This window comes from Pseudomonas azotoformans, from assembly GCF_900103345.1.
Taxonomy (GTDB): Bacteria; Pseudomonadota; Gammaproteobacteria; order Pseudomonadales; family Pseudomonadaceae; genus Aquipseudomonas; species Aquipseudomonas azotoformans.
In genome coordinates this window covers 4,728,835-4,752,475 of sequence record NZ_LT629702.1, presented here as the reverse complement: position 1 = coordinate 4,752,475, position 23,641 = coordinate 4,728,835, and the positions used below count along the sequence as shown (strand labels likewise).

Annotated in this window: 21 protein-coding genes; 18 read left to right on the top strand and 3 right to left on the bottom strand. The window is 57.1% G+C overall.

Features of this window, described 5'->3' with window-relative positions:
• Window position 1: 1 nt before the first annotated feature.
• The 3 genes from BLR69_RS21625 to BLR69_RS21615 all read right to left on the bottom strand — a co-directional run bounded on the left by BLR69_RS21625 (window position 2) and on the right by BLR69_RS21615 (window position 3,982).
• Window positions 2-2,440 carry a TonB-dependent siderophore receptor gene (locus BLR69_RS21625; protein WP_071494731.1) on the bottom strand — a complete coding sequence of 813 codons (2,439 nt, stop codon included), beginning with the start codon at window positions 2,438-2,440 and terminating at the stop codon, window positions 2-4.
• A 91-nt stretch (window positions 2,441-2,531) separates the two neighbouring features.
• Complete coding sequence (locus tag BLR69_RS21620) at window positions 2,532-3,476, bottom strand: FecR domain-containing protein (RefSeq protein ID WP_071494730.1); 945 nt, start codon at window positions 3,474-3,476, stop codon at window positions 2,532-2,534.
• The gene (locus BLR69_RS21615) at window positions 3,476-3,982 is read right to left on the bottom strand and encodes a sigma-70 family RNA polymerase sigma factor (protein ID WP_071494729.1); all 507 of its coding nucleotides are present in this window, start codon (window positions 3,980-3,982) and stop codon (window positions 3,476-3,478) included. The genes BLR69_RS21620 and BLR69_RS21615 overlap by 1 nt, the downstream gene beginning before the upstream one ends.
• A gap of 564 nt (window positions 3,983-4,546) precedes the next feature.
• Here BLR69_RS21615 and mnmG point away from each other — a divergent pair.
• The 18 genes from mnmG to BLR69_RS21525 all read left to right on the top strand — a co-directional run bounded on the left by mnmG (window position 4,547) and on the right by BLR69_RS21525 (window position 23,639).
• The gene (gene mnmG, locus BLR69_RS21610; RefSeq protein WP_071494818.1) at window positions 4,547-6,439 is read left to right on the top strand and encodes a tRNA uridine-5-carboxymethylaminomethyl(34) synthesis enzyme MnmG; all 1,893 of its coding nucleotides are present in this window, start codon (window positions 4,547-4,549) and stop codon (window positions 6,437-6,439) included.
• Window positions 6,436-7,080: a 16S rRNA (guanine(527)-N(7))-methyltransferase RsmG gene (rsmG, locus tag BLR69_RS21605; RefSeq protein ID WP_071494728.1), complete on the top strand. Its 645-nt coding sequence runs from the start codon at window positions 6,436-6,438 to the stop codon at window positions 7,078-7,080. Before mnmG ends, rsmG begins: the two co-directional genes overlap by 4 nt.
• A gap of 18 nt (window positions 7,081-7,098) precedes the next feature.
• A complete protein-coding gene (locus tag BLR69_RS21600) occupies window positions 7,099-7,896 on the top strand; it encodes a ParA family protein (protein WP_010207696.1) in 798 nt (265 codons plus the stop codon).
• Window positions 7,897-7,905: 9 nt separating this feature from the next.
• Entirely contained in the window at window positions 7,906-8,778 is an 873-nt protein-coding gene (locus BLR69_RS21595) for a ParB/RepB/Spo0J family partition protein (protein ID WP_016970690.1), read from the top strand.
• Between the two features lie 148 nt (window positions 8,779-8,926).
• Window positions 8,927-9,334, top strand: a complete 408-nt coding sequence (locus BLR69_RS21590) for a F0F1 ATP synthase subunit I (RefSeq protein ID WP_010565865.1) — start codon at window positions 8,927-8,929, stop codon at window positions 9,332-9,334.
• A 16-nt stretch (window positions 9,335-9,350) separates the two neighbouring features.
• Entirely contained in the window at window positions 9,351-10,220 is an 870-nt protein-coding gene (atpB, locus tag BLR69_RS21585) for a F0F1 ATP synthase subunit A (RefSeq protein ID WP_071485334.1), read from the top strand.
• Window positions 10,221-10,354: 134 nt separating this feature from the next.
• Window positions 10,355-10,612, top strand: coding sequence for a F0F1 ATP synthase subunit C (gene atpE, locus BLR69_RS21580; protein ID WP_002555987.1), 258 nt, complete (start codon window positions 10,355-10,357; stop codon window positions 10,610-10,612).
• A gap of 57 nt (window positions 10,613-10,669) precedes the next feature.
• Entirely contained in the window at window positions 10,670-11,140 is a 471-nt protein-coding gene (locus BLR69_RS21575) for a F0F1 ATP synthase subunit B (protein WP_058424359.1), read from the top strand.
• 12 nt (window positions 11,141-11,152) lie between these two features.
• Window positions 11,153-11,689: a F0F1 ATP synthase subunit delta gene (locus tag BLR69_RS21570; RefSeq protein ID WP_015886646.1), complete on the top strand. Its 537-nt coding sequence runs from the start codon at window positions 11,153-11,155 to the stop codon at window positions 11,687-11,689.
• A gap of 21 nt (window positions 11,690-11,710) precedes the next feature.
• Window positions 11,711-13,255, top strand: coding sequence for a F0F1 ATP synthase subunit alpha (gene atpA, locus BLR69_RS21565; protein WP_003177064.1), 1,545 nt, complete (start codon window positions 11,711-11,713; stop codon window positions 13,253-13,255).
• Between the two features lie 50 nt (window positions 13,256-13,305).
• Window positions 13,306-14,166 (top strand): F0F1 ATP synthase subunit gamma, encoded by an 861-nt coding sequence (gene atpG / locus BLR69_RS21560; protein WP_003233565.1) that lies wholly within the window; start codon window positions 13,306-13,308, stop codon window positions 14,164-14,166.
• A gap of 27 nt (window positions 14,167-14,193) precedes the next feature.
• Window positions 14,194-15,570, top strand: a complete 1,377-nt coding sequence (gene atpD / locus BLR69_RS21555; RefSeq protein WP_015886645.1) for a F0F1 ATP synthase subunit beta — start codon at window positions 14,194-14,196, stop codon at window positions 15,568-15,570.
• A gap of 44 nt (window positions 15,571-15,614) precedes the next feature.
• Window positions 15,615-16,031, top strand: coding sequence for a F0F1 ATP synthase subunit epsilon (locus BLR69_RS21550; protein WP_058424358.1), 417 nt, complete (start codon window positions 15,615-15,617; stop codon window positions 16,029-16,031).
• 123 nt (window positions 16,032-16,154) lie between these two features.
• Complete coding sequence (gene glmU / locus BLR69_RS21545) at window positions 16,155-17,522, top strand: bifunctional UDP-N-acetylglucosamine diphosphorylase/glucosamine-1-phosphate N-acetyltransferase GlmU (protein ID WP_071494727.1); 1,368 nt, start codon at window positions 16,155-16,157, stop codon at window positions 17,520-17,522.
• A gap of 226 nt (window positions 17,523-17,748) precedes the next feature.
• Window positions 17,749-18,516 carry a DeoR/GlpR family DNA-binding transcription regulator gene (locus BLR69_RS21540; RefSeq protein WP_025854399.1) on the top strand — a complete coding sequence of 256 codons (768 nt, stop codon included), beginning with the start codon at window positions 17,749-17,751 and terminating at the stop codon, window positions 18,514-18,516.
• A 10-nt stretch (window positions 18,517-18,526) separates the two neighbouring features.
• Entirely contained in the window at window positions 18,527-20,359 is a 1,833-nt protein-coding gene (gene glmS / locus BLR69_RS21535) for a glutamine--fructose-6-phosphate transaminase (isomerizing) (protein WP_071494726.1), read from the top strand.
• Window positions 20,360-20,885: 526 nt separating this feature from the next.
• Window positions 20,886-21,803, top strand: a complete 918-nt coding sequence (locus tag BLR69_RS21530) for a glycosyltransferase (RefSeq protein WP_071494725.1) — start codon at window positions 20,886-20,888, stop codon at window positions 21,801-21,803.
• 1,035 nt (window positions 21,804-22,838) lie between these two features.
• A complete protein-coding gene (locus BLR69_RS21525; RefSeq protein ID WP_071494724.1) occupies window positions 22,839-23,639 on the top strand; it encodes an aldolase/citrate lyase family protein in 801 nt (266 codons plus the stop codon).
• The last annotated feature ends 2 nt before the right edge of the window (window positions 23,640-23,641 follow it).

The following is a 23,641-nucleotide window of genomic DNA, read 5'->3' as shown; positions in this document are numbered from 1 at the left end:
CCTACCAGTTGTAAGACACCGTACCGAGCAGGGTACGGCTGTCACCCCAATAGCAGCGGCCCGCATCGTTGCAACCAGATACATATTCCTTGTCGAACAGGTTCTTGGCATTTACATCCACAGACCAGTGTTTGTCGATCTGATAGCCAACGGCTGCATCCACCAAGGTGACGCTTCCTGCATCCAACTTTCCGTAAAGCGTGGGTGCGGTGTAGGAAAAGGTACTGTCGAAATAACGCACACCACCGCCCAGGGACAAGCCCTTGAGTTGACCATCGAGGAAGCGGTACTTGCCCCACACTGAGGCCTGGTTACGCGGAACCCCGGTCATCTGGTGGCCCTCGACCAACGAGGTCGCCGAATCCTTGGTAATCCTCGCGTCAGTGTAGGTATAGGCTGCGGTGACATTGAGGTTAGGCGTGAGGTTGCTGTTGACCTCTACCTCAGCGCCCTTGGCCCGGCTTTCGCCCACTTGGCGATAGCTATTGGTGGTGGCATCGAGGTAAGTGTCGTCTTCCTTGCGCAAGTCATACACCGACACCGTCATCGCCGTATCCCAGCCGATCGGCTCGTACTTCACGCCCACTTCGTACTGGCTGCTGGTGATCGGTTTCAAGGGCGAGCCGGCGTTGGAGATCTGCTGCACGGGGACAAAGGCAGTGGAGTAGCTGACATACGGCGTCAGGCCGTTGTCGAACTGGTACATCACCCCGCCCTGGTAGGTGAACTTGCGGTCATCGGAGCCGGTATTGCTGGCCTTGTTGACCTTGTCGCGGAAATCGCTGTCGACCCAGTCCTGACGGCCGCCCAGCAGGAACAGCCAGTGGTCGTACTTGCTCTGGATCTGTGCATAAACGCCTTTCATCTGCTGTTCGAGCAGGGTGTTTTGCACCGCCACCGGCGTCAGCGGGTCACGCAGGTACACTGGGTTATACACATTGATGGTGCCGGCAAACCCCGCGTCCCAATCCTGATTGAACGAGGTGCGGTCATAGCTGGCACCGAACAGCAGCGTGTTTTCCAGGCCGCCGACCTGGAATTTGCCTTCCAGCTGGTTATCCAGCGAATAGACCATCGACTTGTTGTAGCGGTCATAAGCGGTCATGTTCAACTGAGTCCCGAAGCCGCGGTTGTTCAGCGCGCTGGGCCAGGTTTCATGGCGGTTGATGCGAGACTGCATGTAGCGCGAGTTCTGACGGAACTGCCAGTCGTCGTTGAAGCTGTGGCTGAATTCGTAACCGGTACTCCAGGCTTCGCGTTCAAACGTATTCCAATCCGGGTCGCCGAGCATAGTGTGCTTGGAGAGCTTGCCATTTGGGTTTGTAAGTAAGGTGCCGGCAGCCGGTAGGCCGAGTTCCAGATTAGTGTGGTCTTTCTGGTAATTGGCCAACAGGGTGAGGGTGTTGTAGTCGTCGAAATTCAGCGTCAGTGATGGCGCGATGTACAGGCGATCGTCTGGCACATGGTCGGTCTGCGTATCGGATTTGCGACCGAGCATCACAACCCGGCCAAGGATATTACCGCTGTCATTGAGCGGCCCGGAGATATCCACACCCAATTGACGCCGATTATTCGAGCCATAACCCAACTGCACTTCACCTTGCGGCGTCGCAGTAGGGTGTTTGCTCACCAGGTTCACCAGACCGCCAGGCGCATTTTCGCCGTAGAGCAGGGAAGAAGGACCACGGAAGATTTCAACCCGTTCCAGGCCATAGGGCTCACTGGTGGTGTCGTACCGATTACCTTGTACGCGCAGGCCATCTCGCAGCAGGCCGTAGCCGTAATCCGTGGCATTGAAACCGCGAATGAAGAACAGATCGCCCGCCAGCCCATCACCGGCGGCAAAGGGTGGTGCAAAGATACCGGGCACGTAGCCCAACACTTCGGTCAGGGTTTGGGACTTCTGGTCTTTGATGCGCTGGCCGGTGACGACCGATACCGAACGTGGTGTTTCCGACAGCGGCGTACTGGTCTTTGTACCGACCCTGCTGTTCTGCGCCTTGTAGCCCACATCCCCAGCAATCTCCTGATTGAAACCGCCCTGTTGATAAGTGCTGACTGTGGTGGGCGCGAGCGTGAGTTCGCCGATGGAAGCGGCCTGCAGGACATAACTGCCAGGCGCCTGGACTACCGCCTGTAAACCGGAGTTTTGCAGCAACAGCGCAAAACCTTGGTCCACGGAGTAATCACCTTCCAGCCCAGCTGTGTTTAAACGCGTGGTTTGCTGAGGTGAAAAAGACAGGATCACATTCGCCTTGGCGGCAAATTGGCTCAAGGCGTTATCCAGGGGGCCGGCCGCAATAACGTAGTGTTGCACCACGCTGGCGGCCAGGGCGCTTGTGGATAACAACACACTGACAGTGGCGGCCGTGCCGAGCAGCAGGCTGCATGTCATACCGTGGTAGGAAAGTCGCTGGCGGAGCTTGGTGGGAACGCGCATAGGTGGGTAAGCCCTGAAGGTGGCATCGTGATTACCTGTAGGGCCGTGTCAGGTAAAAAAAAGATAACCCTGCGTGCGTATATTTTTTCGATCAGCCGATTCGCTTCACCGAAACCCAATAGCGAGTGAAGTATTTCACTTGAATCGGCAGGGTGGCCTGCAGATTGGCCAGCACCGCATCGGTGGAATCCAGGCGAAAAGTCCCGGAAACACGCAGATGTGCCGAGGCCCGGTCGCATTGCAGGACACCTGGGCGATAGCGGGCGAGTTCTTCGACAACATCACCGAGGCGTGCATCCAATACGATCAGTTGGCCATCGACCCAGGCTGCCTGGGATGTGCGGTAAACGGCGTTTGGCTGCACTATTTGGCGATCAAAGTCTGCGCTTTCACCCGCACTGAGCAGCCGAGCCTGGTTGGGCTGGTCACCTGGCGACACATTCACCCGATCCTCCAGAACGCCAACGCGGGTTGAGTCATGCATCTGGCGCACGGTAAACCGAGTGCCCAATGCCTGGATGCGGCCTTGGCGGGTTTCGACATAAAAGGGCGTCTGCACGCCCCGCTTGCCGGTGTGGATAAGGACCTCACCTTCGCGCAGGCAGATCAAACGCTGGCGCCCATCAAACAGCACATCAATCGCCGTGCCGGTATTCAGATCAATCCGCGTGCCGTCGGCCAATTCAATGCGCCGGCGTTCACCTACGACCGTCCGATAATCGGCCCACACATTACCCAGGGACGTGTGTTGCCGAACATTCCAACCCAGGTACCCGGTGCCGCCCAGCACCAACATCCACTTGAGCACCTGGCGGCGTTGCTGTGTGGTCGACAATGCGCGGCGGGTGAAATCCGCAGGCAGGGCGCCGAGACTGCGCTGCAACAGTTCCATCTGGTTCCACGCGGCCTGATGGGACGGATCGCCGTTGAGCCATCGTTGCCAGGCTTGGCGCTCATCGGCGGTGGGTGTCTGGGATTGAAACTGTACGTACCAACTGGCAGCGGCCTCGAAGGTCTTGCGATCGGGCACCGCCATCACAGGCTGGCCATGATCAGCGCACATTCAGTCAACGCTCGGATCATGTGCTTCTTCACCGTGGTCAGTGAAACCTGAAGCTGATCGGCAATCTGTTGATAAGTCAGCCCTTCGACCTGGGACAGCATGAATATTCGCCGCGCTCGCTCGCCGAGTGCAGACAAGGCTTTATCCACAGCCACCAACGTCTCGATGATGATGGCTTTGTCTTCTTCACTGATGGTTATGGCTTCAGGCCGTTCGGCCAGGGTTTGTTTGTAGGCCTGTTCGATCGCGTGTCGACGGTAACGATCAATCACCAGGCCCCTGGCGATGGTCGCCAGGTAGTCACGCGGCTCAACGATCTGTGCCGCATGGCGCCCGCCCAGGATGCGTACGAACGTATCGTGCGCCACATCGGCCGCATCACAGGCGTTATGCAACTTCCCTTTGAGCCATCCGTGCAGCCAGGAGTGGTGCTGCTCATAGATGTGCTGGACCGCAGCCGTGTGTGAAGAAGAGGACATAGGGCATGACAAGGTAGGTTAATGATAATCGCTATTATTAACTGCCCCGCCGTTTTCTCACAACAGATCTCTTTTTGCTGTGCTCACCACCGAGTGGAAGGTTTCGGTTGGCGTTGTCGTGGGCTGAATACAGACAAATTCACTGATTTCTGTGGATTAAGCTCTGTGAATAACCGCCCCTGTGCCCAGTTGATAACAGGCCCTAAAACCTGAGCAAAAACCCATCTGTGGATAACCACCTGTTTAATCCACAGGCTTAAAGCACTTATCCAAGGGCCTCATTGGCACATGACCACAGACTTTTGAATCGCTGTACACACCGTAAATAAAGGCCTGTGTAGATCTATCCACAGAAAGTCAGCTCAGTAGAAATAAACATAAAAACAAAGATTTAATAAATTTCTCTCTTTTAATTTCTATTGTCTGTGATTCATCCACAGCTGGTTAAATTTTGTGCAGAGGGTTCTTTAGGAAGGGCTAAGTCCCTATACTTGCCGCCAAAGCTCTAAAACTCTTTCAACAATCAATTCCTGATTACCTACATAAGCAGGCACGAGGTGCGTGGTGGATTTCCCTTCCCGTTTTGAAGTGATCGTCATCGGCGGCGGTCATGCCGGTACCGAGGCAGCACTGGCGTCAGCACGCATGGGCGTAAAAACCCTGTTGCTGACGCATAACGTGGAAACCCTCGGTGCCATGAGTTGCAACCCTGCCATTGGTGGGATCGGCAAAAGCCATCTGGTCAAGGAAATCGATGCCCTTGGCGGCGTGATGGCCATGGCTACTGATAAAGGTGGTATCCAGTTTCGCGTGCTCAACAGCCGCAAAGGCCCGGCCGTACGTGCTACGCGGGCTCAAGCTGACCGCATCCTGTACAAGGCCGCGGTCCGCGAAACCCTGGAAAACCAGCCGAACCTGTGGATATTTCAACAAGCAGCAGATGACCTGATCGTCGAACAGGACCAGGTGCGCGGTGTTGTCACCCAAATGGGCCTGCGTTTCTTCGCAGAATCCGTGGTGTTGACCACCGGTACATTCCTCGGCGGACTTATCCACATCGGCATGCAGAACTATTCCGGTGGCCGTGCCGGTGATCCGCCGTCGATTGCCCTGGCAAAACGTCTGCGTGAACTGCCGCTGCGTGTCGGCCGCCTGAAAACCGGGACCCCGCCGCGTATCGACGGGCGTTCCGTAGATTTCTCGGTGATGACCGAACAAGCCGGCGATACGCCCATCCCGGTCATGTCGTTCATGGGCTCCAAGGAACAGCACCCGAAACAGGTGAGCTGCTGGATCACCCATACCAATGCCCGCACCCACGAAATCATTGCGGCGAACCTCGACCGTTCGCCGATGTACTCCGGGGTGATCGAAGGCATCGGCCCACGGTATTGCCCGTCGATCGAAGACAAGATCCACCGCTTTGCCGACAAGGAAAGCCACCAGGTCTTTATCGAGCCCGAAGGCCTGACCACTCACGAGCTGTACCCGAACGGGATTTCCACTTCGCTGCCGTTCGACGTGCAAATCCAGATCGTGCAATCGATTCGCGGCATGGAAAACGCGCACATCGTGCGCCCGGGCTACGCCATCGAATACGACTACTTCGACCCGCGTGACCTGAAGTACAGCCTGGAAACCAAAGTGATCGGCGGTTTGTTCTTTGCCGGACAAATCAACGGCACCACCGGTTACGAAGAAGCCGGTGCCCAAGGTTTGCTGGCCGGAACCAACGCTGCATTGCGTGCACAAGGTAAAGACAGCTGGTGCCCGCGTCGCGATGAGGCGTACATCGGTGTATTGGTTGACGACCTGATTACCCTGGGTACCCAGGAACCGTACCGGATGTTCACGTCCCGGGCGGAATATCGGCTGATCCTGCGCGAAGACAACGCCGACCTGCGCCTGACCGAAAAAGGTCGCGAACTGGGCCTGGTTGATGACGCACGCTGGGAAGCCTTCTGCAAAAAACGCGAAAGCATCGCGCTGGAAGAGCAGCGCCTGAAAAGCACCTGGGTCCGCCCGGGCACCGAGCAGGGCGATGCGATTGCCGAAAAATTCGGCACGCCGCTGACCCACGAATACAACTTGCTGAACCTGCTGTCCCGTCCGGAAATCGACTACGCTGGTCTGGTCGAAGTGACCGGGCAGGGCGCTGAAGACCCACAGGTCGCCGAGCAGGTTGAAATCAAGACCAAATACGCCGGTTACATTGACCGCCAGCAGGACGAAATCGCCCGCTTGCGTGCCAGTGAAGACACCAAGCTGCCTGTGGATATCGACTACACCGGTATTTCCGGGCTGTCGAAAGAAATCCAAAGCAAGCTGGGGATAACTCGGCCAGAGACCCTGGGCCAGGCTTCACGTATCCCCGGCGTCACCCCGGCAGCGATTTCGCTGTTGATGATTCATTTGAAAAAACGCGGCGCGGGCCGTCAGTTGGAGCAAAGCGCTTGAGTTCGTTGGTCACCTCGCAACACGCTGAAGAGTTATCCACAGGTGCACGCCAGTTGGGCGTCGACCTGACCCCGGCCCAGCACGAATTGCTGTTGGGCTACCTGGCCCTGTTGATCAAATGGAACAAGGCTTACAACCTGACCGCGGTGCGTGATCCCGACGAAATGGTGTCCCGTCACTTGCTCGACAGCTTGAGCGTGATGCCATTCATCGAAAACGGCCGCTGGTTGGACGTGGGCAGTGGTGGCGGTATGCCGGGCATTCCGCTGGCCATCCTGTTTCCCGAGTCGCAAGTGACCTGCCTGGACAGCAACGGCAAGAAAACCCGCTTTCTGACCCAGGTCAAACTCGAACTCAAGCTGGATAACCTGCAAGTTATCCACAGTCGCGTCGAAGCCTTCACGCCAGAACAGCCTTTCAACGGAATTGTTTCCCGGGCATTCAGCAGCATGGAGAACTTCAGCAACTGGACGCGCCACCTGGGCGACCGCGACACCCGCTGGCTGGCAATGAAGGGCGTCCATCCAAGCGATGAGCTGTTAGCATTGCCGGCAGACTTCCACCTCGATAGCGAACACGCCTTGGCCGTACCCGGTTGCCAAGGCCAACGCCATCTGCTGATACTGCGCCGCACGGCATGATTGGGAACACAAGCAAGAATGGCTAAGGTATTCGCGATAGCGAACCAGAAAGGTGGCGTGGGCAAAACCACCACCTGCATCAACCTCGCAGCATCCCTGGTCGCTACCAAGCGTCGGGTGCTGTTGATCGATCTCGATCCACAGGGCAACGCCACCATGGGTAGCGGTGTGGATAAACACGGCTTGGAAAACTCGGTCTACGACTTGCTGATCGGCGAGTGCGACCTGGCCCAGGCCATGCACTACTCCGAGCACGGCGGTTACCAACTGCTGCCGGCCAACCGCGATTTGACCGCGGCGGAAGTGGTACTGTTGGAAATGCAGATGAAAGAAAGCCGTCTGCGCAGCGCCCTCGCGCCGATCCGCGAGAATTACGACTACATTCTGATCGACTGCCCGCCGTCGCTGTCGATGTTGACACTGAACGCGCTGGTGGCCGCCGATGGTGTGATTATCCCCATGCAGTGCGAGTACTACGCACTGGAAGGGCTGAGCGACCTTGTGGATAACATCAAGCGCATCGCCGAATTGCTCAACCCGAACCTGCAGATCGAAGGCTTGCTGCGGACCATGTTCGATCCGCGCCTGAGCCTGATGAACGATGTGTCGGCGCAGCTCAAGGAACACTTCGGTGACCAGCTGTACGACACGGTGATCCCGCGCAACATTCGTTTGGCCGAAGCCCCGAGCTATGGCATGCCGGCCCTGGCCTACGACAAACAATCCCGTGGTGCCATTGCCTACCTGGCGCTGGCCGGCGAGATGGTTCGTCGCCAACGCCGCAATTCACGCACCGCTGCAGCCCAGCCAACTTAAGGAATCCCCATGGCCGTCAAGAAACGAGGTCTCGGACGTGGACTGGATGCACTGTTGAGTGGTCCGACCGTCACATCGCTTGAAGAACAAGCGGTGCAGGCCGACGAGCGCGAGCTGCAACACCTGCCGCTGGACCTGATCCAGCGCGGCAAATACCAGCCACGCCGGGACATGGACCCCCAGGCGCTGGAAGAGCTGGCCAATTCGATCAAGGCCCAGGGCGTGATGCAGCCGATCGTGGTACGCCCGATCGGTGGCGGCCGCTTTGAGATCATCGCCGGTGAACGCCGTTGGCGCGCGAGCCAGCAGGCTGGCAAGGAAACCATTCCGGCGATGGTGCGCGATGTGCCGGATGAAACTGCCATCGCCATGGCGTTGATCGAGAACATCCAGCGCGAAGACCTCAACCCGATTGAAGAAGCCATCGCCCTGCAGCGTTTGCAGCAGGAATTCCAGCTGACCCAGCAACAAGTGGCCGAAGCGGTGGGTAAATCCCGCGTGACCGTGTCCAACTTGCTGCGCCTGATCGCGTTGCCGGAAGTCATCAAGACTATGTTGTCCCATGGCGACTTGGAAATGGGTCACGCCCGTGCACTGCTCGGTTTGCCGGAAAATCAACAGGTTGAAGGGGCGCGACACGTTGTCGCACGGGGGCTCACCGTTCGTCAGACAGAGGCCCTGGTTCGCCAATGGCTCAGCGGCAAACCTGCACCGGTCGAAACGGCCAAACCTGATCCGGATATCGCCCGTCTCGAGCAGCGCCTGGCCGAGCGCCTGGGCTCTGCGGTGCAAATTCGCCACGGTAAGAAAGGCAAAGGGCAATTGGTCATCGGATATAACTCCCTTGATGAGCTTCAGGGCGTCCTTGCCCACATCCGCTGAAACATTTGCTTATGTAGCGCGTGATCGGAAATCACTACCCGGCAGTTGAATAGGGGCAGAACCGCCCCTATACTCTGCGCGCATTTTGTCGGCACAAATTATGCCAAGTTATTGATTTCCGGCAGCCGACCACTGAGGAGCAAGAGTGATGGAAACCCGCACGCCAAACACGTTGCCGTTCCATCGCTTGGCCGTTTTTCCGGTTTTATTGGCTCAATTTGTCATCTTGCTGATCGCCGCATTGGCGCTTTGGTATTGGCATGGAGTCGTTGCCGGATATTCAGGACTCTGCGGAGGCCTGATAGCCTTGCTGCCCAATATGTATTTTGCTCACAGGGCCTTTCGGTTTTCCGGCGCCCGAGCAGCCCAGGCTATCGTCCGGTCGTTTTATGCCGGCGAGGCGGGGAAACTGATTTTGACGGCAGTGCTGTTTGCACTGACCTTTGCAGGTGTGAAGCCATTGGCGCCGCTGGCTGTATTCGGCGTCTTCGTGTTGACCCAACTGGTCAGCTGGTTCGCTCCCCTGCTAATGAAAACAAGACTTTCGAAACCTTAGGGCGTTTGAGGCAACCATGGCAGAAACAACCGCTTCGGGCTATATCCAGCACCACTTGCAGAACCTGACCTTCGGTCAGCTTCCTAATGGCGGCTGGGGCTTTGCCCACTCCGCAGCAGAAGCCAAAGAAATGGGCTTCTGGGCTTTCCACCTGGATACTCTGGGCTGGTCGGTCGCATTGGGTCTGATCTTCGTCCTGATTTTCCGCATGGCGGCAAAGAAGGCGACTTCCGGTCAGCCAGGTGCTTTGCAGAACTTCGTTGAAGTACTGGTCGAATTTGTCGATGGCAGCGTGAAAGACAGCTTCCACGGCCGTAGCCCGGTGATTGCACCGCTGGCACTGACCATCTTCGTCTGGGTGTTCCTGATGAACGCCGTCGACCTGGTACCGGTCGACTGGATTCCTCAACTGGCCATCCTGATCTCCGGCGACCATCACATTCCATTCCGTGCGGTTTCCACCACGGACCCTAACGCCACCCTGGGCATGGCCCTGTCGGTGTTCGCGTTGATCATTTTCTACAGCATCAAGGTCAAGGGTATCGGCGGCTTCATCGGCGAACTGACCCTGCACCCGTTCGGCAGCAAGAACATCTTCGTTCAAGCCCTGCTGATCCCGGTGAACTTCCTGCTGGAATTCGTGACCCTGATCGCCAAGCCGATCTCCCTGGCCCTGCGATTGTTCGGCAACATGTATGCCGGCGAGCTGGTGTTCATTCTGATCGCTGTGATGTTCGGCAGTGGTCTGCTCTGGCTTAGCGGCCTGGGCGTGGTTCTGCAGTGGGCGTGGGCTGTGTTCCACATCCTGATCATCACCCTGCAGGCCTTCATCTTCATGATGCTGACCATCGTCTACCTGTCGATGGCGCACGAAGAGAACCATTAAGACCAGTCTCGACTAGTCTGATGTCCTTCCCGGTGAAACGGGAAGGTAGGCCCTACCGGGCTATGAAACGATTTGTTTTACCGCTTTAAAATCTAAAAAACCTAAACCATACGACGTAAAAGTCGGGAGGAAAGATGGAAACTGTAGTTGGTCTAACCGCTATCGCTGTTGCACTGTTGATCGGCCTGGGCGCCCTGGGTACTGCCATTGGTTTCGGCCTGCTGGGCGGCAAATTCCTGGAAGGCGCAGCGCGTCAGCCAGAAATGGTCCCAATGCTGCAAGTTAAAATGTTCATCGTCGCCGGCCTGCTCGACGCCGTGACCATGATCGGCGTTGGTATCGCTCTGTTCTTCACCTTCGCGAACCCCTTCGTTGGTCAACTCGCTGGCTAATCACTCGAATTTTCGAGTTGATTGGAGTGATGGACAACGAATGAGCGAGGTGTTGGCGTGAACATTAATGCAACCCTGATTGGCCAATCCGTTGCGTTCTTCATTTTTGTAGTGTTTTGCATGAAGTTCGTGTGGCCTCCGGTCATCGCGGCTTTGCACGAACGTCAGAAGAAGATCGCTGATGGCTTGGACGCTGCCACCCGTGCAGCTCGCGACCTGGAGTTGGCCCAAGAGAAAGCGGGTCACCAACTGCGCGATGCTAAGGCACAGGCAGCTGAAATCATTGAGCAAGCCAAGAAACGCGGTAACCAGATCGTCGAAGAGGCTGTTGAAAAAGCCCGCGTCGAAGCTGACCGTGTGAAGGCTTCGGCTCATGCCGAGATCGAACAGGAACTGAACGGCGTCAAAGACGCGCTGCGTGCCCAACTGGGTGCTCTGGCGGTCGGCGGTGCTGAGAAGATCCTCGGTGCCACAATCGATCAAAACGCGCACGCGGAGCTGGTTAACAAACTGGCTGCTGAAATTTAAGCGAGGGCGATCATGGCAGAACTGACCACGTTGGCCCGACCTTATGCTAAGGCAGCCTTCGAGCACGCCCAGGCCCACCAGCAGCTGGCCTCTTGGTCAGCCATGCTCGGCCTGGCTGCAGCAGTGTCGCAAGACGACACCATGCAGCGCGTGCTCAAGGCCCCGCGCCTGACGAGCGCAGACAAGGCCGCCACTTTTATTGAAGTGTGCGGCGACAAGTTTGATGTGAAAGTGCAGAACTTCATTCACGTCGTTGCCGAAAACGACCGTCTCCCGCTGTTGCCGGAGATCGCCGCTCTGTTCGACCTGTACAAGGCCGAAGCAGAGAAATCGGTAGACGTTGAAGTGACCAGTGCTTTCGCATTGAACCAAGAACAGCAAGACAAACTCGCCAAGGTTCTCAGTGCACGACTCAATCGGGAAGTGCGCCTGCAAGCTTCGGAGGACGCATCCCTGATTGGTGGTGTTGTTATCCGTGCCGGCGACCTGGTTATCGATGGCTCGATTCGCGGAAAAATCGCGAAACTTGCCGAAGCATTGAAATCTTGAGTTTGAAGGGGCAGCAGAGCAATGCAGCAACTCAATCCTTCCGAAATAAGTGAAATTATCAAGGGCCGCATCGACAAGCTCGATGTGACCTCCCAAGCCCGTAACGAAGGCACTGTCGTCAGCGTATCTGACGGCATCGTGCGGATTCACGGTCTGGCCGACGTCATGTACGGCGAGATGATCGAGTTTCCGGGCGGCGTCTACGGTATGGCCCTCAACCTGGAGCAAGACTCCGTAGGTGCCGTTGTATTGGGCGCGTACACCAGTCTGGCTGAAGGCATGAGCGCCAAGTGCACAGGCCGCATCCTGGAAGTTCCGGTTGGTAAGGAACTGCTGGGTCGCGTAGTCGACGCACTGGGTAACCCTGTTGACGGTAAAGGTCCACTGGGCAACACCGAGACCGACGCGGTCGAGAAAGTTGCTCCAGGCGTGATCTGGCGTAAGTCGGTAGACCAGCCTGTACAGACTGGCTACAAGGCTGTCGATGCCATGATCCCAGTCGGCCGTGGCCAGCGTGAGCTGATCATCGGTGACCGTCAGATCGGTAAAACCGCTCTGGCGATCGACGCGATCATCAACCAGAAGAACAGCGGCATTTTCTGCGTCTACGTAGCTATCGGTCAGAAGCAATCGACCATCGCCAACGTGGTTCGCAAGCTGGAAGAAAACGGCGCCCTGGCCAACACGATCATCGTGGCTGCCAGTGCTTCGGAATCTCCTGCGCTGCAATTCCTGGCACCGTACTCCGGTTGCACCATGGGTGAATTCTTCCGCGACCGCGGTGAAGACGCGCTGATCGTTTATGACGATCTGTCCAAGCAAGCAGTGGCTTATCGCCAGATTTCCCTGCTGCTGCGCCGTCCACCAGGTCGTGAAGCTTACCCAGGCGACGTGTTCTATCTCCACTCCCGTCTGCTGGAGCGCGCATCCCGCGTTTCCGAAGAGTACGTAGAGAAGTTCACCAACGGCGCAGTGACCGGCAAAACCGGTTCCCTGACCGCACTGCCGATCATCGAAACCCAGGCTGGCGACGTTTCCGCGTTCGTTCCGACCAACGTGATTTCCATCACCGACGGTCAGATCTTCCTGGAATCGGCCATGTTCAACTCGGGCATCCGCCCTGCAGTGAACGCCGGTGTTTCGGTATCCCGTGTGGGTGGTGCCGCTCAGACCAAGATCATCAAGAAGCTGTCCGGTGGTATCCGTACCGCTCTGGCTCAGTACCGTGAACTGGCGGCATTCGCCCAGTTCGCGTCTGACCTGGACGAAGCGACCCGTAAGCAACTTGAGCATGGTCAGCGCGTTACCGAGCTGATGAAGCAGAAGCAATACGCCCCAATGTCGATCGCTGACATGGCGTTGTCGCTGTATGCCGCTGAGCGTGGGTTCCTGACCGACGTTGAAATCGCCAAGGTCGGCAGCTTTGAACAAGCGCTGATTGCTTACTTCAACCGCGATCACGCCGAATTGATGGCGAAGATCAACGTGAAGGGTGACTTCAATGACGATATCGACGCTGGCATGAAAGCCGGTATCGAGAAGTTCAAGGCCACCCAAACCTGGTAAGCCGCAGCGGGAGCCGCAAGGCTCCCGCTTGCTAACCTGATAGGTGTTACATGGCAGGCGCAAAAGAGATTCGCAGTAAGATTGCGAGCATCAAAAGCACGCAAAAAATTACCAGCGCCATGGAAAAAGTGGCGGTCAGCAAAATGCGCAAGGCACAAATGCGCATGGCTGCTAGCCGTCCTTATGCGGAGCGTATCCGCCAGGTAATTGGGCATCTGGCCAACGCCAACCCGGAATACCGCCACCCGTTCATGATCGACCGCGCAGTCAAGCGTGTGGGTTATGTGGTTGTGAGCAGTGACCGTGGTTTGTGCGGTGGTCTGAATACCAACCTGTTCAAGGCCCTGGTCAAGGACATGGCGGTAAACCGCGAAAATGGCGTCGAGATCGATCTGTGTGTCGTTGGTAGCAAGGGTGCGGCCTTTTTCCGCAACTTCGGCGGTAACGTCGTTGCAGCTATCAGCCACCTGGGTGAAGAGCCGTCGATCAATGATTTGATCGGCAGTGTGAAGGTGATGCTGGATGCGTACCTGGAAGGCCGGATTGACCGCCTGTCCGTGGTATCCAACAAGTTCATCAACACCATGACCCAGCAGCCAACCGTGGAGCAATTGATTCCACTGGTGGCGACCCCGGATCAGGAACTCAAGCACCACTGGGACTACCTCTACGAACCAGACGCCAAAGAGCTGCTTGACGGCTTGATGGTGCGCTACGTGGAGTCGCAGGTGTACCAGGCGGTGGTCGAGAACAACGCAGCTGAACAAGCGGCGCGGATGATCGCGATGAAAAACGCTACCGATAACGCCGGTGATCTGATCAGCGATTTGCAGCTGATCTACAACAAGGCGCGTCAGGCTGCGATCACCCAAGAGATCTCGGAAATCGTCGGCGGCGCTGCCGCGGTTTAACGGTTCAAATATTCAGAGGATCCAGCTATGAGTAGCGGACGTATCGTTCAAATCATCGGCGCCGTTATCGACGTGGAATTTCCACGCGACAGCGTACCGAGCATCTACAACGCGCTGAAAGTACAAGGCGCGGAAACTACTCTGGAAGTTCAGCAGCAGCTGGGCGACGGCGTAGTTCGTACCATTGCGATGGGTTCCACCGAAGGCTTGAAGCGCGGTCTGGACGTTGTCGACACTGGCGCTGCCATCTCCGTACCGGTCGGTAAAGCGACCCTGGGCCGGATCATGGACGTACTGGGCAACCCGATTGACGAAGCAGGCCCGATCGACACCGAAGAGCGCTGGGGCATTCACCGTCCAGCACCTTCGTTCGCCGAGCAAGCTGGCGGCAACGACCTGCTGGAAACCGGCATCAAGGTTATCGACCTGGTCTGCCCGTTCGCCAAGGGCGGTAAAGTCGGTCTGTTCGGTGGTGCCGGTGTAGGCAAGACCGTAAACATGATGGAACTGATCCGTAACATCGCCATCGAGCACAGCGGTTATTCCGTGTTCGCCGGTGTGGGTGAGCGTACTCGTGAGGGTAACGACTTCTACCACGAGATGAAGGATTCCAACGTTCTGGACAAAGTGGCACTGGTTTACGGTCAGATGAACGAGCCGCCGGGAAACCGTCTGCGCGTAGCACTGACTGGCCTGACCATGGCCGAGAAGTTCCGTGACGAAGGTAACGACGTTCTGCTGTTCGTCGACAACATCTACCGTTACACCCTGGCCGGTACCGAAGTATCCGCACTGCTGGGCCGTATGCCTTCGGCAGTAGGTTACCAGCCGACCCTGGCTGAAGAGATGGGCGTTCTGCAAGAACGTATCACTTCGACCAAGGAAGGTTCGATCACTTCGATCCAAGCGGTATACGTACCTGCGGATGACTTGACCGACCCGTCGCCAGCGACCACCTTCGCCCACTTGGACGCCACCGTCGTACTGTCCCGTGACATCGCTTCCCTGGGTATCTACCCAGCGGTCGATCCACTCGACTCGACTTCGCGCCAGCTGGACCCGAACGTGATCGGCCAGGAGCACTACGACACCGCTCGCGGCGTTCAGTACGTGCTGCAGCGTTACAAAGAACTGAAGGACATCATTGCGATCCTGGGTATGGACGAGCTGTCGGAAACCGACAAGCAGTTGGTATCCCGCGCTCGTAAGATCCAGCGCTTCTTGTCGCAGCCGTTCTTCGTGGCTGAAGTCTTCACCGGTGCATCGGGTAAATACGTTTCCCTGAAAGACACCATTGCTGGCTTCAAAGGCATCCTCAACGGTGACTACGACCACCTGCCAGAACAAGCGTTCTACATGGTCGGCGGCATCGAAGAAGCGATCGAGAAAGCCAAGAAACTGTAATCCAGGCGCCCGGAAACGGGCGCTCATCAGGTTGAGGCAATCAGATGGCTATGACAGTCCATTGCGATATCGTCAGCGCGGAAGGGGAAATCTTCTCCGGTCTGGTAGAGATGGTGATTGCACACGGCGAACTCGGTGATCTTGGTATTGCCATGGGTCACGCGCCGTTGATCACCAGCTTGAAGCCAGGTCCGATCACGCTGACCAAGCAGGGCGGGGAAAAGGAGGTGTTCTACATCTCCGGTGGTTTCCTCGAGGTTCAGCCGAACATGGTCAAGGTACTTGCCGACACCGTGCAACGTGCTGGCGACCTGGATGAAGCCTCCGCTCAGGAAGCCGTCAAGGCTGCCGAGAAGGCCCTGAACGAAAAGGGTGCGGACTTCGACTACAGCGCTGCTGCTGTACGTCTGGCCGAGGCTGCAGCCCAGCTGCGCACGCTCCAGCAGTTGCGCAAGAAGTAAGCGGCCACGCCGTCTTGTTTCATGCGCGATTGATTAAAAAGGGTAGCCTCGGCTACCCTTTTTCTTTTTTTGCAAAACACTTCTCTGGTCTGAAGCCGGACCGCCCAGGATTGGTAGCCATTCATGTCTCTTGAAATCGTCATTCTTGCCGCAGGCCAGGGCACCCGCATGCGTTCGGCCCTGCCCAAGGTGCTGCACCCGGTTGCCGGCAATTCCATGCTGGGCCATGTTATCCACAGCGCCCGGCAACTGAACCCCCAGCGCATTCACGTAGTGATCGGTCACGGTGCCGATGTGGTGCGTGAGCGCCTCGCCGCAGACGACTTGAATTTTGTTCTTCAAGACAAGCAACTCGGTACCGGCCACGCCACCGCGCAGGCCGTGCCTTTCATCACCGCGGACACCGTGCTGATCCTGTATGGCGACGTGCCGCTGATCGAAGTCGAAACGCTGCAACGCCTGCTCAAGCATGTAGTCCCAGGCCAGATGGGCCTGTTGACCGTTGAACTGGACGACCCCACCGGCTACGGGCGCATTGTGCGCAACGCCGACGGCAAGGTCGCCGCCATTGTTGAACACAAGGATGCCAGCGAAGCCCAGCGCGCCATCACCGAAGGCAATACCGGAATTCTGGCGGTGCCTGCCAATAAGCTCGCCGACTGGATGAGCCGCCTGTCCAACAACAACGCCCAGGGCGAGTACTACCTCACTGATGTCATCGAAATGGCCGTGAGCGATGGCCTGCTGGTCGCCACCGAGCAACCCCACGACCCGATGGAAGTGCAGGGTGCAAACGACCGCAAGCAGCTTGCAGAGCTTGAACGTCATTACCAACTGCGCGAAGGCCGCCGCCTGATGGCCCAGGGCGTGACCCTGCGCGACCCGGCACGCTTCGATGTACGCGGTGAGGTCATCGTGGGCCGCGACGTGCTGATCGACATCAACGTGATCCTCGAAGGCCGGGTGGTCATCGAAGATGACGTGGTGATCGGCCCGAACTGCGTGATCAAGGACAGCACCCTGCGCAAGGGCGTGGTGATCAAGGCCAACAGTCATATCGATGGTGCCGTGATGGGCGAGGGCAGTGATGCGGGCCCGTTTGCGCGGTTGCGTCCGGGTAGCGTGCTGGGAGCCAAGGCTCATGTGGGTAACTTTGTTGAACTGAAAAATGCCAAGTTGGACGCCGAAGCCAAAGTCGGCCACTTGACCTACTTGGGCGACGCCACCGTAGGCGCGCGAACCAACATCGGCGCGGGCACCATCACGTGTAACTATGACGGCGCCAATAAGCACCAGACCACCATTGGGGCGGACGTGTTTATCGGTTCCAATAATTCGTTGGTGGCCCCGGTTACCCTCGACGATGGCGCCAGCACTGCCGCCGGCTCAACCATCAACCAGGATGTGGATAAGTCTCAACTGGCAGTAGCCCGCGCCCGTCAACGCAACATCGACGGCTGGAAACGCCCGGTCAAAATCAAAAAGACCTGAGTTATCCACAGTCTCCTCAGCGACAAGTATTCGATGTGGGAGGGGGCTTGCCCCCGATTGCAGACTCTCAGCCAACATCCTTGTAGCTGATAGACATCAATCGGGGACAAGCCCCTCCCACATTTGCTCTGTGTCGTATAAAAATTTGCTGCGTCCCGCTTGACGATCTTTCGCCAATAGGTTTTGATTGCCTTCGTTATCTTTCGAAACGAAACTTATCATCACCATGTCGAAACGAAATACACCCCAGCGGCGCCACAACATCCTGACCTTGCTCAATGAACAGGGCGAAGTCAGCGTGGACGAGTTGGCCAAGCGTTTCGAAACGTCGGAAGTTACGATCCGTAAAGATCTGGCTGCCCTGGAAAGCAACGGCCTGTTGCTGCGTCGCTACGGCGGCGCGATCACCATGCCCCAGGAACTGGTGGGCGACGCCACCCAACCCGTCTCGGTGTACAAGCGCGCCATCGCCCGTGCGGCTGTGATGCGCCTGCGCGAACACGCCCGCATCATCATCGACAGCGGCAGCACTACCGCCGCGATGATCCCTGAACTGGGCCACCAGCCCGGCCTGGTGGTGATGACCAACTCCCTGCACGTGGCCAGCGCCTTGAGCGAACTTGAACACGAGCCGGTGCTGCTGATGACCGGCGGCACCTGGGACCCGCATTCGGACTCGTTCCAGGGCCAGGTCGCCGAGCAAGTGCTGCGTTCCTACGATTTCGACCAACTTTTCATTGGTGCCGATGGCATCGACCTGGAGCGCGGCACCACCACTTTCAACGAACTGCTGGGGCTGAGCCGCGTGATGGCCGAGGTCGCCCGTGAAGTGGTGGTGATGGTCGAGTCCGACAAGATCGGCCGCAAGATTCCCAACCTGGAACTGCCCTGGAGCAGCGTCCATACCCTGATCACCGATGATCGCCTGCCGCTCGAGGCCCGCGACCAGATCCAAGCCCGCGGCATTACGCTGATATGCGCGGCAATCATCTAGGAGAAACACTATGTGTGGCATCGTAGGCGCAGTCGCTGAACGCAACATCACTCCCATCCTGCTCGAAGGCCTCAAGCGCCTGGAATACCGTGGCTACGACAGCGCCGGTGTGGCCGTCTTCACCAACGCCGGCAAGCTGGAGCGCATGCGCCGCCCGGGTAAGGTCAGCGAGCTGGAACAGGCCCTGGCCGGCGAGCCACTGGTAGGGCGCTTAGGGATTGCCCACACCCGTTGGGCCACCCACGGTGCGCCGTGCGAGCGCAACGCCCACCCACACCTCTCTGGCGACCTCGCGGTGGTGCATAACGGCATCATCGAAAACCACGAAGTGCTGCGCGAACAACTCAAGGGCCTGGGTTACGTGTTCACTTCGGACACCGACACCGAAGTCATCGCCCACCTGCTCAACCACAAGCTCAAGGACCTGGGCGACCTGACCGTCGCCCTCAAGGCCACGGTCAAGGAACTGCACGGTGCCTACGGCCTGGCCGTGGTCAGCGCCAGCCAACCCGACCGTGTGGTAGCCGCCCGCAGTGGCAGCCCGTTGGTGATCGGTCTGGGTCTGGGCGAGAACTTCCTCGCCTCCGACCAACTGGCCCTGCGCCAGGTCACTGACCGCTTCATGTACCTGGAAGAAGGCGATATTGCTGACATCCGCCGTGAAAGCGTGCAGATCTGGGACGTTAACGGTCAATCCGTCGAGCGCGAAGCGGTGCAATACCGCGACGGCGCCGAAGCTGCCGACAAAGGCGAATACCGCCACTTCATGCTCAAGGAAATCCACGAGCAGCCAGCAGTGGTGCAACGCACCCTCGAAGGTCGCCTGAGCCAGAACCAAGTGTTGGTCAACGCCTTCGGCCCACAAGCTGCCGAACTGTTCGCCAAAGTGCGTAATGTGCAGATAGTCGCCTGCGGCACCAGCTACCACGCCGGTATGGTTGCCCGTTACTGGCTCGAAGAACTGGCTGGTATCCCGTGCCAGGTGGAAGTCGCCAGCGAGTTCCGCTACCGCAAAGTGGTGGTGCAGGCCGACACCTTGTTCGTGACCATCTCCCAGTCCGGTGAAACTGCCGATACCCTGGCTGCCCTGCGCAACGCCAAAGAACTGGGCTTCCTCGCCAGCCTGGCCATCTGCAACGTCAGCATCAGTTCGCTGGTACGTGAATCCGACCTGACCCTGCTGACCCAGGCCGGTCGTGAGATCGGCGTGGCGTCCACCAAAGCCTTCACCACCCAGCTGGTTGGCCTGCTGTTGCTGACCCTGTCCCTGGGCCAGGTTCGCGGCACCCTCGCCGAAGGCGTCGAATCCACCCTGGTCGAAGAACTGCGCCGCCTGCCCACCCGCCTGGGCGAAGCCCTGGCCATGGACAGCACCGTGGAAAAAGTCGCCGAACTGTTCGCCGACAAGAACCACACCCTGTTCCTCGGCCGTGGTGCGCAATACCCGGTGGCGATGGAAGGCTCGCTCAAGCTCAAGGAAATCTCGTACATCCATGCCGAGGCCTACCCGGCCGGCGAACTCAAACACGGCCCATTGGCCCTGGTGGATGACGACATGCCCGTGGTCACCGTGGCGCCGAACAACGAACTGCTGGAGAAGCTCAAGTCCAACCTGCAGGAAGTGCGTGCTCGTGGCGGTCAACTGGTGGTGTTCGCCGACGAAAAAGCGGGCATGACCAACGGCGAAGGCACCCACGTCATCAACATGCCGCACATCCACGACACGCTATCGCCGATTCTCTACACCATTCCGTTGCAGTTGCTGTCTTACTACGTGGCCGTGCTCAAGGGCACCGATGTGGACCAGCCGCGCAACCTGGCGAAGTCGGTGACGGTGGAGTAATCGCCGTGCTCGGGAAGCTCGTGGGGGCCTGAGGATAAAGCTGTCACGGCTTGGACGTCTTGAAGATCTCCAAGCCATTTGGTCTTCCTTCACTGTCGCACCCCCGCCTCAGCCCAATTATCGACTTTTATTTGAAGGTCATAAGAGTTTGCGTGGGGTGTGTAGGTATTCCCCTTATTTAACAGTTTGCGTAAGTAACCTTATGATTCATCCACGGGATGCCGGGTGCACCAGCTGGAGCATTTAGATAGGCACTAGGTTCGAGCAAAAATATTGAAATTTGCGAATTAACAACATCAAGAACGGCGCCTTGTTTAGCCAAGGCATTCTGCAGTTGGTATGTGTTCGGTGAGTCTCACCTGCTCTTTTGGCAGCGGTGGCTATCGCAGCTCAACCAAGATAACCTTGCTCCCTTCAACTGGAGGTGGGCCAGCAGTATAAGTACCGCCACTGCTTATTTGTTCCGTGCAGGGAGTGTTGCGTTGACTATTTCTACCGCCCTAAAAAAAGCTTTTGTGGGCGTTTTATGAACAACCCCGATATTTTGCCTCAGCACCGTGTGGTTGTTTTGCTGGCGGCCTACAACGGTGAGCACTGGCTCGATGAGCAAGTGCAGTCCATTCTAAAGCAGCAGGACGTAGATGTTCATTTGCACATCAGTGTTGATGCAGGGCGCGACAACACTCAACAAATGTGTGAAGCCTATGCTGTCCAGCACTCGAACGTCACATTGTTGCCGTCTGGACGCTTTGGCAGTGCAGGGCGTAACTTTTTCAGGTTGCTGCGGGATGTGCAGCTGACTGAACTGGATTACGTTGCATTTGCGGATCAAGACGACATCTGGTTGCTCGACAAATTGAAGCGTTCCACTGAGCAGCTCGCTGAGCACCAGGCTGGTGCGTATTCCAGTAACGTGCTCGCCTTTTGGCCCGATGGTCGCCATGAGATGCTGGACAAGGCGCAACCGCAAGTGCGCTGGGACCACCTTTTCGAGGCCGCGGGGCCTGGGTGTTCGTATGTGCTCAGCCCGCCGTTGGCCCGAGCCTTGCAATCCTTCGTACGTGAGCACTGGCATGCGCTGCAAGACGTAGCGTTGCATGATTGGTTCACCTACGCGTTTGCCCGGCAGGCCGGTTGGGCCTGGGTCATCGATTGCCGACCCAGTCTGCTGTATCGGCAGCATGGCAATAATGAATTTGGTGCCAACACTACCTGGCGGTCCATGTTTGGACGCTTGAAGCGAGTGCGCAAAGGGTGGTGGTTTGAGCAAATCGCTCTGATTACGAAGTTGGTGGGGGGGGAGTCGCTGCCCCCCTTGAGTGACAAACCCTTCGGCCGCCGACAGTTCGCGTGGATGTTCAAGAATGCTCGCCAGTGCCGCCGTAGACGACGCGATCAGTTGCTCTTCGCTGTGCTGTGTGCGGTTGCTTGGTGTATCGGGTGAACGAAATGATGTAACACCAGAATGTTGTAGTGGCCGTTGTCGATGGATGCATCAGCGGCACTCTTTCCGGTGAATATGGACAGGCCTCCAGATGGGGGGACCTTCACCGGAGTATTAAAACAATTTCACTTGTAAGAGGAGATAGGTCGATTTCTACTCCGGCAACTAAATCGGCGTAGCCAGGCAGCCTGAAACTCTTTTTAGTGGGGCTTGTATACAATTTTTGGTTGTCTTTTATGAGTGGCAATCTGGATAGGCGCCCGAAGCACCTCCATGACTGACGCTTATCCTGACTGTGCATCGAAATCCATGGGAGTGCTTGCACCTGCGATCGCGTCAGATTTTTCGCGGGACTACCCAGCGGCAAATTCTTTGGCAGCGGAGTGACTTCATAAAGCGAATTTTTCCGCTACTATCGAAGATGATGGCGGTGTGCGATGACGCTTTGTCAGAGCGCTCTGCAGATGCTGAGGACAGATTGGCAGTGTTGTACCACTTTAGATGCGAGAGCTAGAAAAAATCAGCTCCGCTGGGGCTTTGACGCAATCCTGGAGCACTAGCTTGGTGTCTTTGTGATATCACCGAGCACGCAAGCACTGCCGCGCGAACTTTGCAAAATGATGACTTGCGTGCAAAAAAAACAGATGAAGTTCCCCGTCACTTCCGACAAGATGCGTTCGGATGTTTCGAAAGCGGCTAAGGCCATGGATGCTGATAGCTGCGTAAGGCTAGGTATGGATTACCAGAAACACACGGTGTGCTCCTCTTGATGGGGCAGAATTTGCGAATGGCTGATGTCGTTTTGCTATTATTTATATCGTTGGATACCGCGCATCCTGTGCTCGCGCCACGAGCAACTAAATTGCCACCTCGCTTGACGGGTGGTATCCGTTTGTTTCGAAGATTCTATTAAATTGCCAGGGTTATGGACTTCAGAGCCAGAGCTCCTGCGGCTATTCCTACAGCCGCTGACGTTTTAATTGTGACGAGTGGTAAAACTCTGCTTGTCTGAAAAATTTGAGTAAGGAGTGTCAAATGAATCGCCGTGAACGAAAGATGTTGGATCTGCTCAAGCGTGGTAAAGAGGAATTTGGCTATCTCGCAGTCAAGGCTGAGTTTGAAGCTGAAGGGACTCGTATTGACGAATTGCTGCGCCTGATCGAGCTGGCGCGTCGTGCCAACCTGGATATCGCTCTGAAAATCGGTGGCTGCGAGGCGATTCGTGATTTGCTGGAGAGCAAGCAGATTGGCGTTGAATACATCATCGCGCCGATGATCGAGTCCAAGTATGCCGTCCAGAAATTCATCGAGGCGAAGAACAAGGTCTACAACAAGGAAGACCGGGAGGACACCAAGTTCCTCTTCAACCTTGAAACCATTACCGCCTTCAACAACCTGGATGGCTTGATTGAGGCTGCTAGCGTTCCGGATGGTCTGGACGGCGCGGTATTCGGACGTGTCGATTTCACGCTGTCTGCCGGCTATAGCCGCGATGATATCAACGACCCAAAAATTACCGAGTACGCGCTGGCGACTGGTACGGCGGCCAAGGCTGCTGGGCTTGAGCTGGTTGTTGGCGGAGGGGTTTCCAGTGACTCCATCGAAGAACTGAGAAAACTTGAAGCCAATCACCTGGCTCGTTTCGAGACCCGCAAGGTTGTCTACGCGGCTGACTCGGTACGCACCTGTGATATCGAAAAAGGCTTGTTGAATGCCGTGCATTTCGAACTCCTGTGGCTGCAAAACAAGCGCGATTACTACGGGTTGATCGAGAAGGAAGACGACAAGCGCATCGCCATGCTCGATTCCCGCTGGAAACTGCTGGGTGGTCAATAAGA

What these genes read in the sequence shown, in the direction of transcription:
- BLR69_RS21625 (WP_071494731.1), bottom strand. Translation starts at nt 2,440, where the DNA reads ATGCGCGTTCCCACCAAGCTCCGCCAGCGACTTTCCTACCACGGTATG.
- BLR69_RS21620 (WP_071494730.1), bottom strand. Translation starts at nt 3,476, where the DNA reads ATGGCGGTGCCCGATCGCAAGACCTTCGAGGCCGCTGCCAGTTGGTAC.
- BLR69_RS21615 (WP_071494729.1), bottom strand. Translation starts at nt 3,982, where the DNA reads ATGTCCTCTTCTTCACACACGGCTGCGGTCCAGCACATCTATGAGCAG.
- BLR69_RS21600 (WP_010207696.1), top strand. Translation starts at nt 7,099, where the DNA reads ATGGCTAAGGTATTCGCGATAGCGAACCAGAAAGGTGGCGTGGGCAAA.
- BLR69_RS21595 (WP_016970690.1), top strand. Translation starts at nt 7,906, where the DNA reads ATGGCCGTCAAGAAACGAGGTCTCGGACGTGGACTGGATGCACTGTTG.
- BLR69_RS21590 (WP_010565865.1), top strand. Translation starts at nt 8,927, where the DNA reads ATGGAAACCCGCACGCCAAACACGTTGCCGTTCCATCGCTTGGCCGTT.
- atpB (WP_071485334.1), top strand. Translation starts at nt 9,351, where the DNA reads ATGGCAGAAACAACCGCTTCGGGCTATATCCAGCACCACTTGCAGAAC.
- atpE (WP_002555987.1), top strand. Translation starts at nt 10,355, where the DNA reads ATGGAAACTGTAGTTGGTCTAACCGCTATCGCTGTTGCACTGTTGATC.
- BLR69_RS21570 (WP_015886646.1), top strand. Translation starts at nt 11,153, where the DNA reads ATGGCAGAACTGACCACGTTGGCCCGACCTTATGCTAAGGCAGCCTTC.
- atpA (WP_003177064.1), top strand. Translation starts at nt 11,711, where the DNA reads ATGCAGCAACTCAATCCTTCCGAAATAAGTGAAATTATCAAGGGCCGC.
- atpG (WP_003233565.1), top strand. Translation starts at nt 13,306, where the DNA reads ATGGCAGGCGCAAAAGAGATTCGCAGTAAGATTGCGAGCATCAAAAGC.
- atpD (WP_015886645.1), top strand. Translation starts at nt 14,194, where the DNA reads ATGAGTAGCGGACGTATCGTTCAAATCATCGGCGCCGTTATCGACGTG.
- BLR69_RS21550 (WP_058424358.1), top strand. Translation starts at nt 15,615, where the DNA reads ATGGCTATGACAGTCCATTGCGATATCGTCAGCGCGGAAGGGGAAATC.
- glmU (WP_071494727.1), top strand. Translation starts at nt 16,155, where the DNA reads ATGTCTCTTGAAATCGTCATTCTTGCCGCAGGCCAGGGCACCCGCATG.
- BLR69_RS21540 (WP_025854399.1), top strand. Translation starts at nt 17,749, where the DNA reads ATGTCGAAACGAAATACACCCCAGCGGCGCCACAACATCCTGACCTTG.
- glmS (WP_071494726.1), top strand. Translation starts at nt 18,527, where the DNA reads ATGTGTGGCATCGTAGGCGCAGTCGCTGAACGCAACATCACTCCCATC.
- BLR69_RS21530 (WP_071494725.1), top strand. Translation starts at nt 20,886, where the DNA reads ATGAACAACCCCGATATTTTGCCTCAGCACCGTGTGGTTGTTTTGCTG.
- BLR69_RS21525 (WP_071494724.1), top strand. Translation starts at nt 22,839, where the DNA reads ATGAATCGCCGTGAACGAAAGATGTTGGATCTGCTCAAGCGTGGTAAA.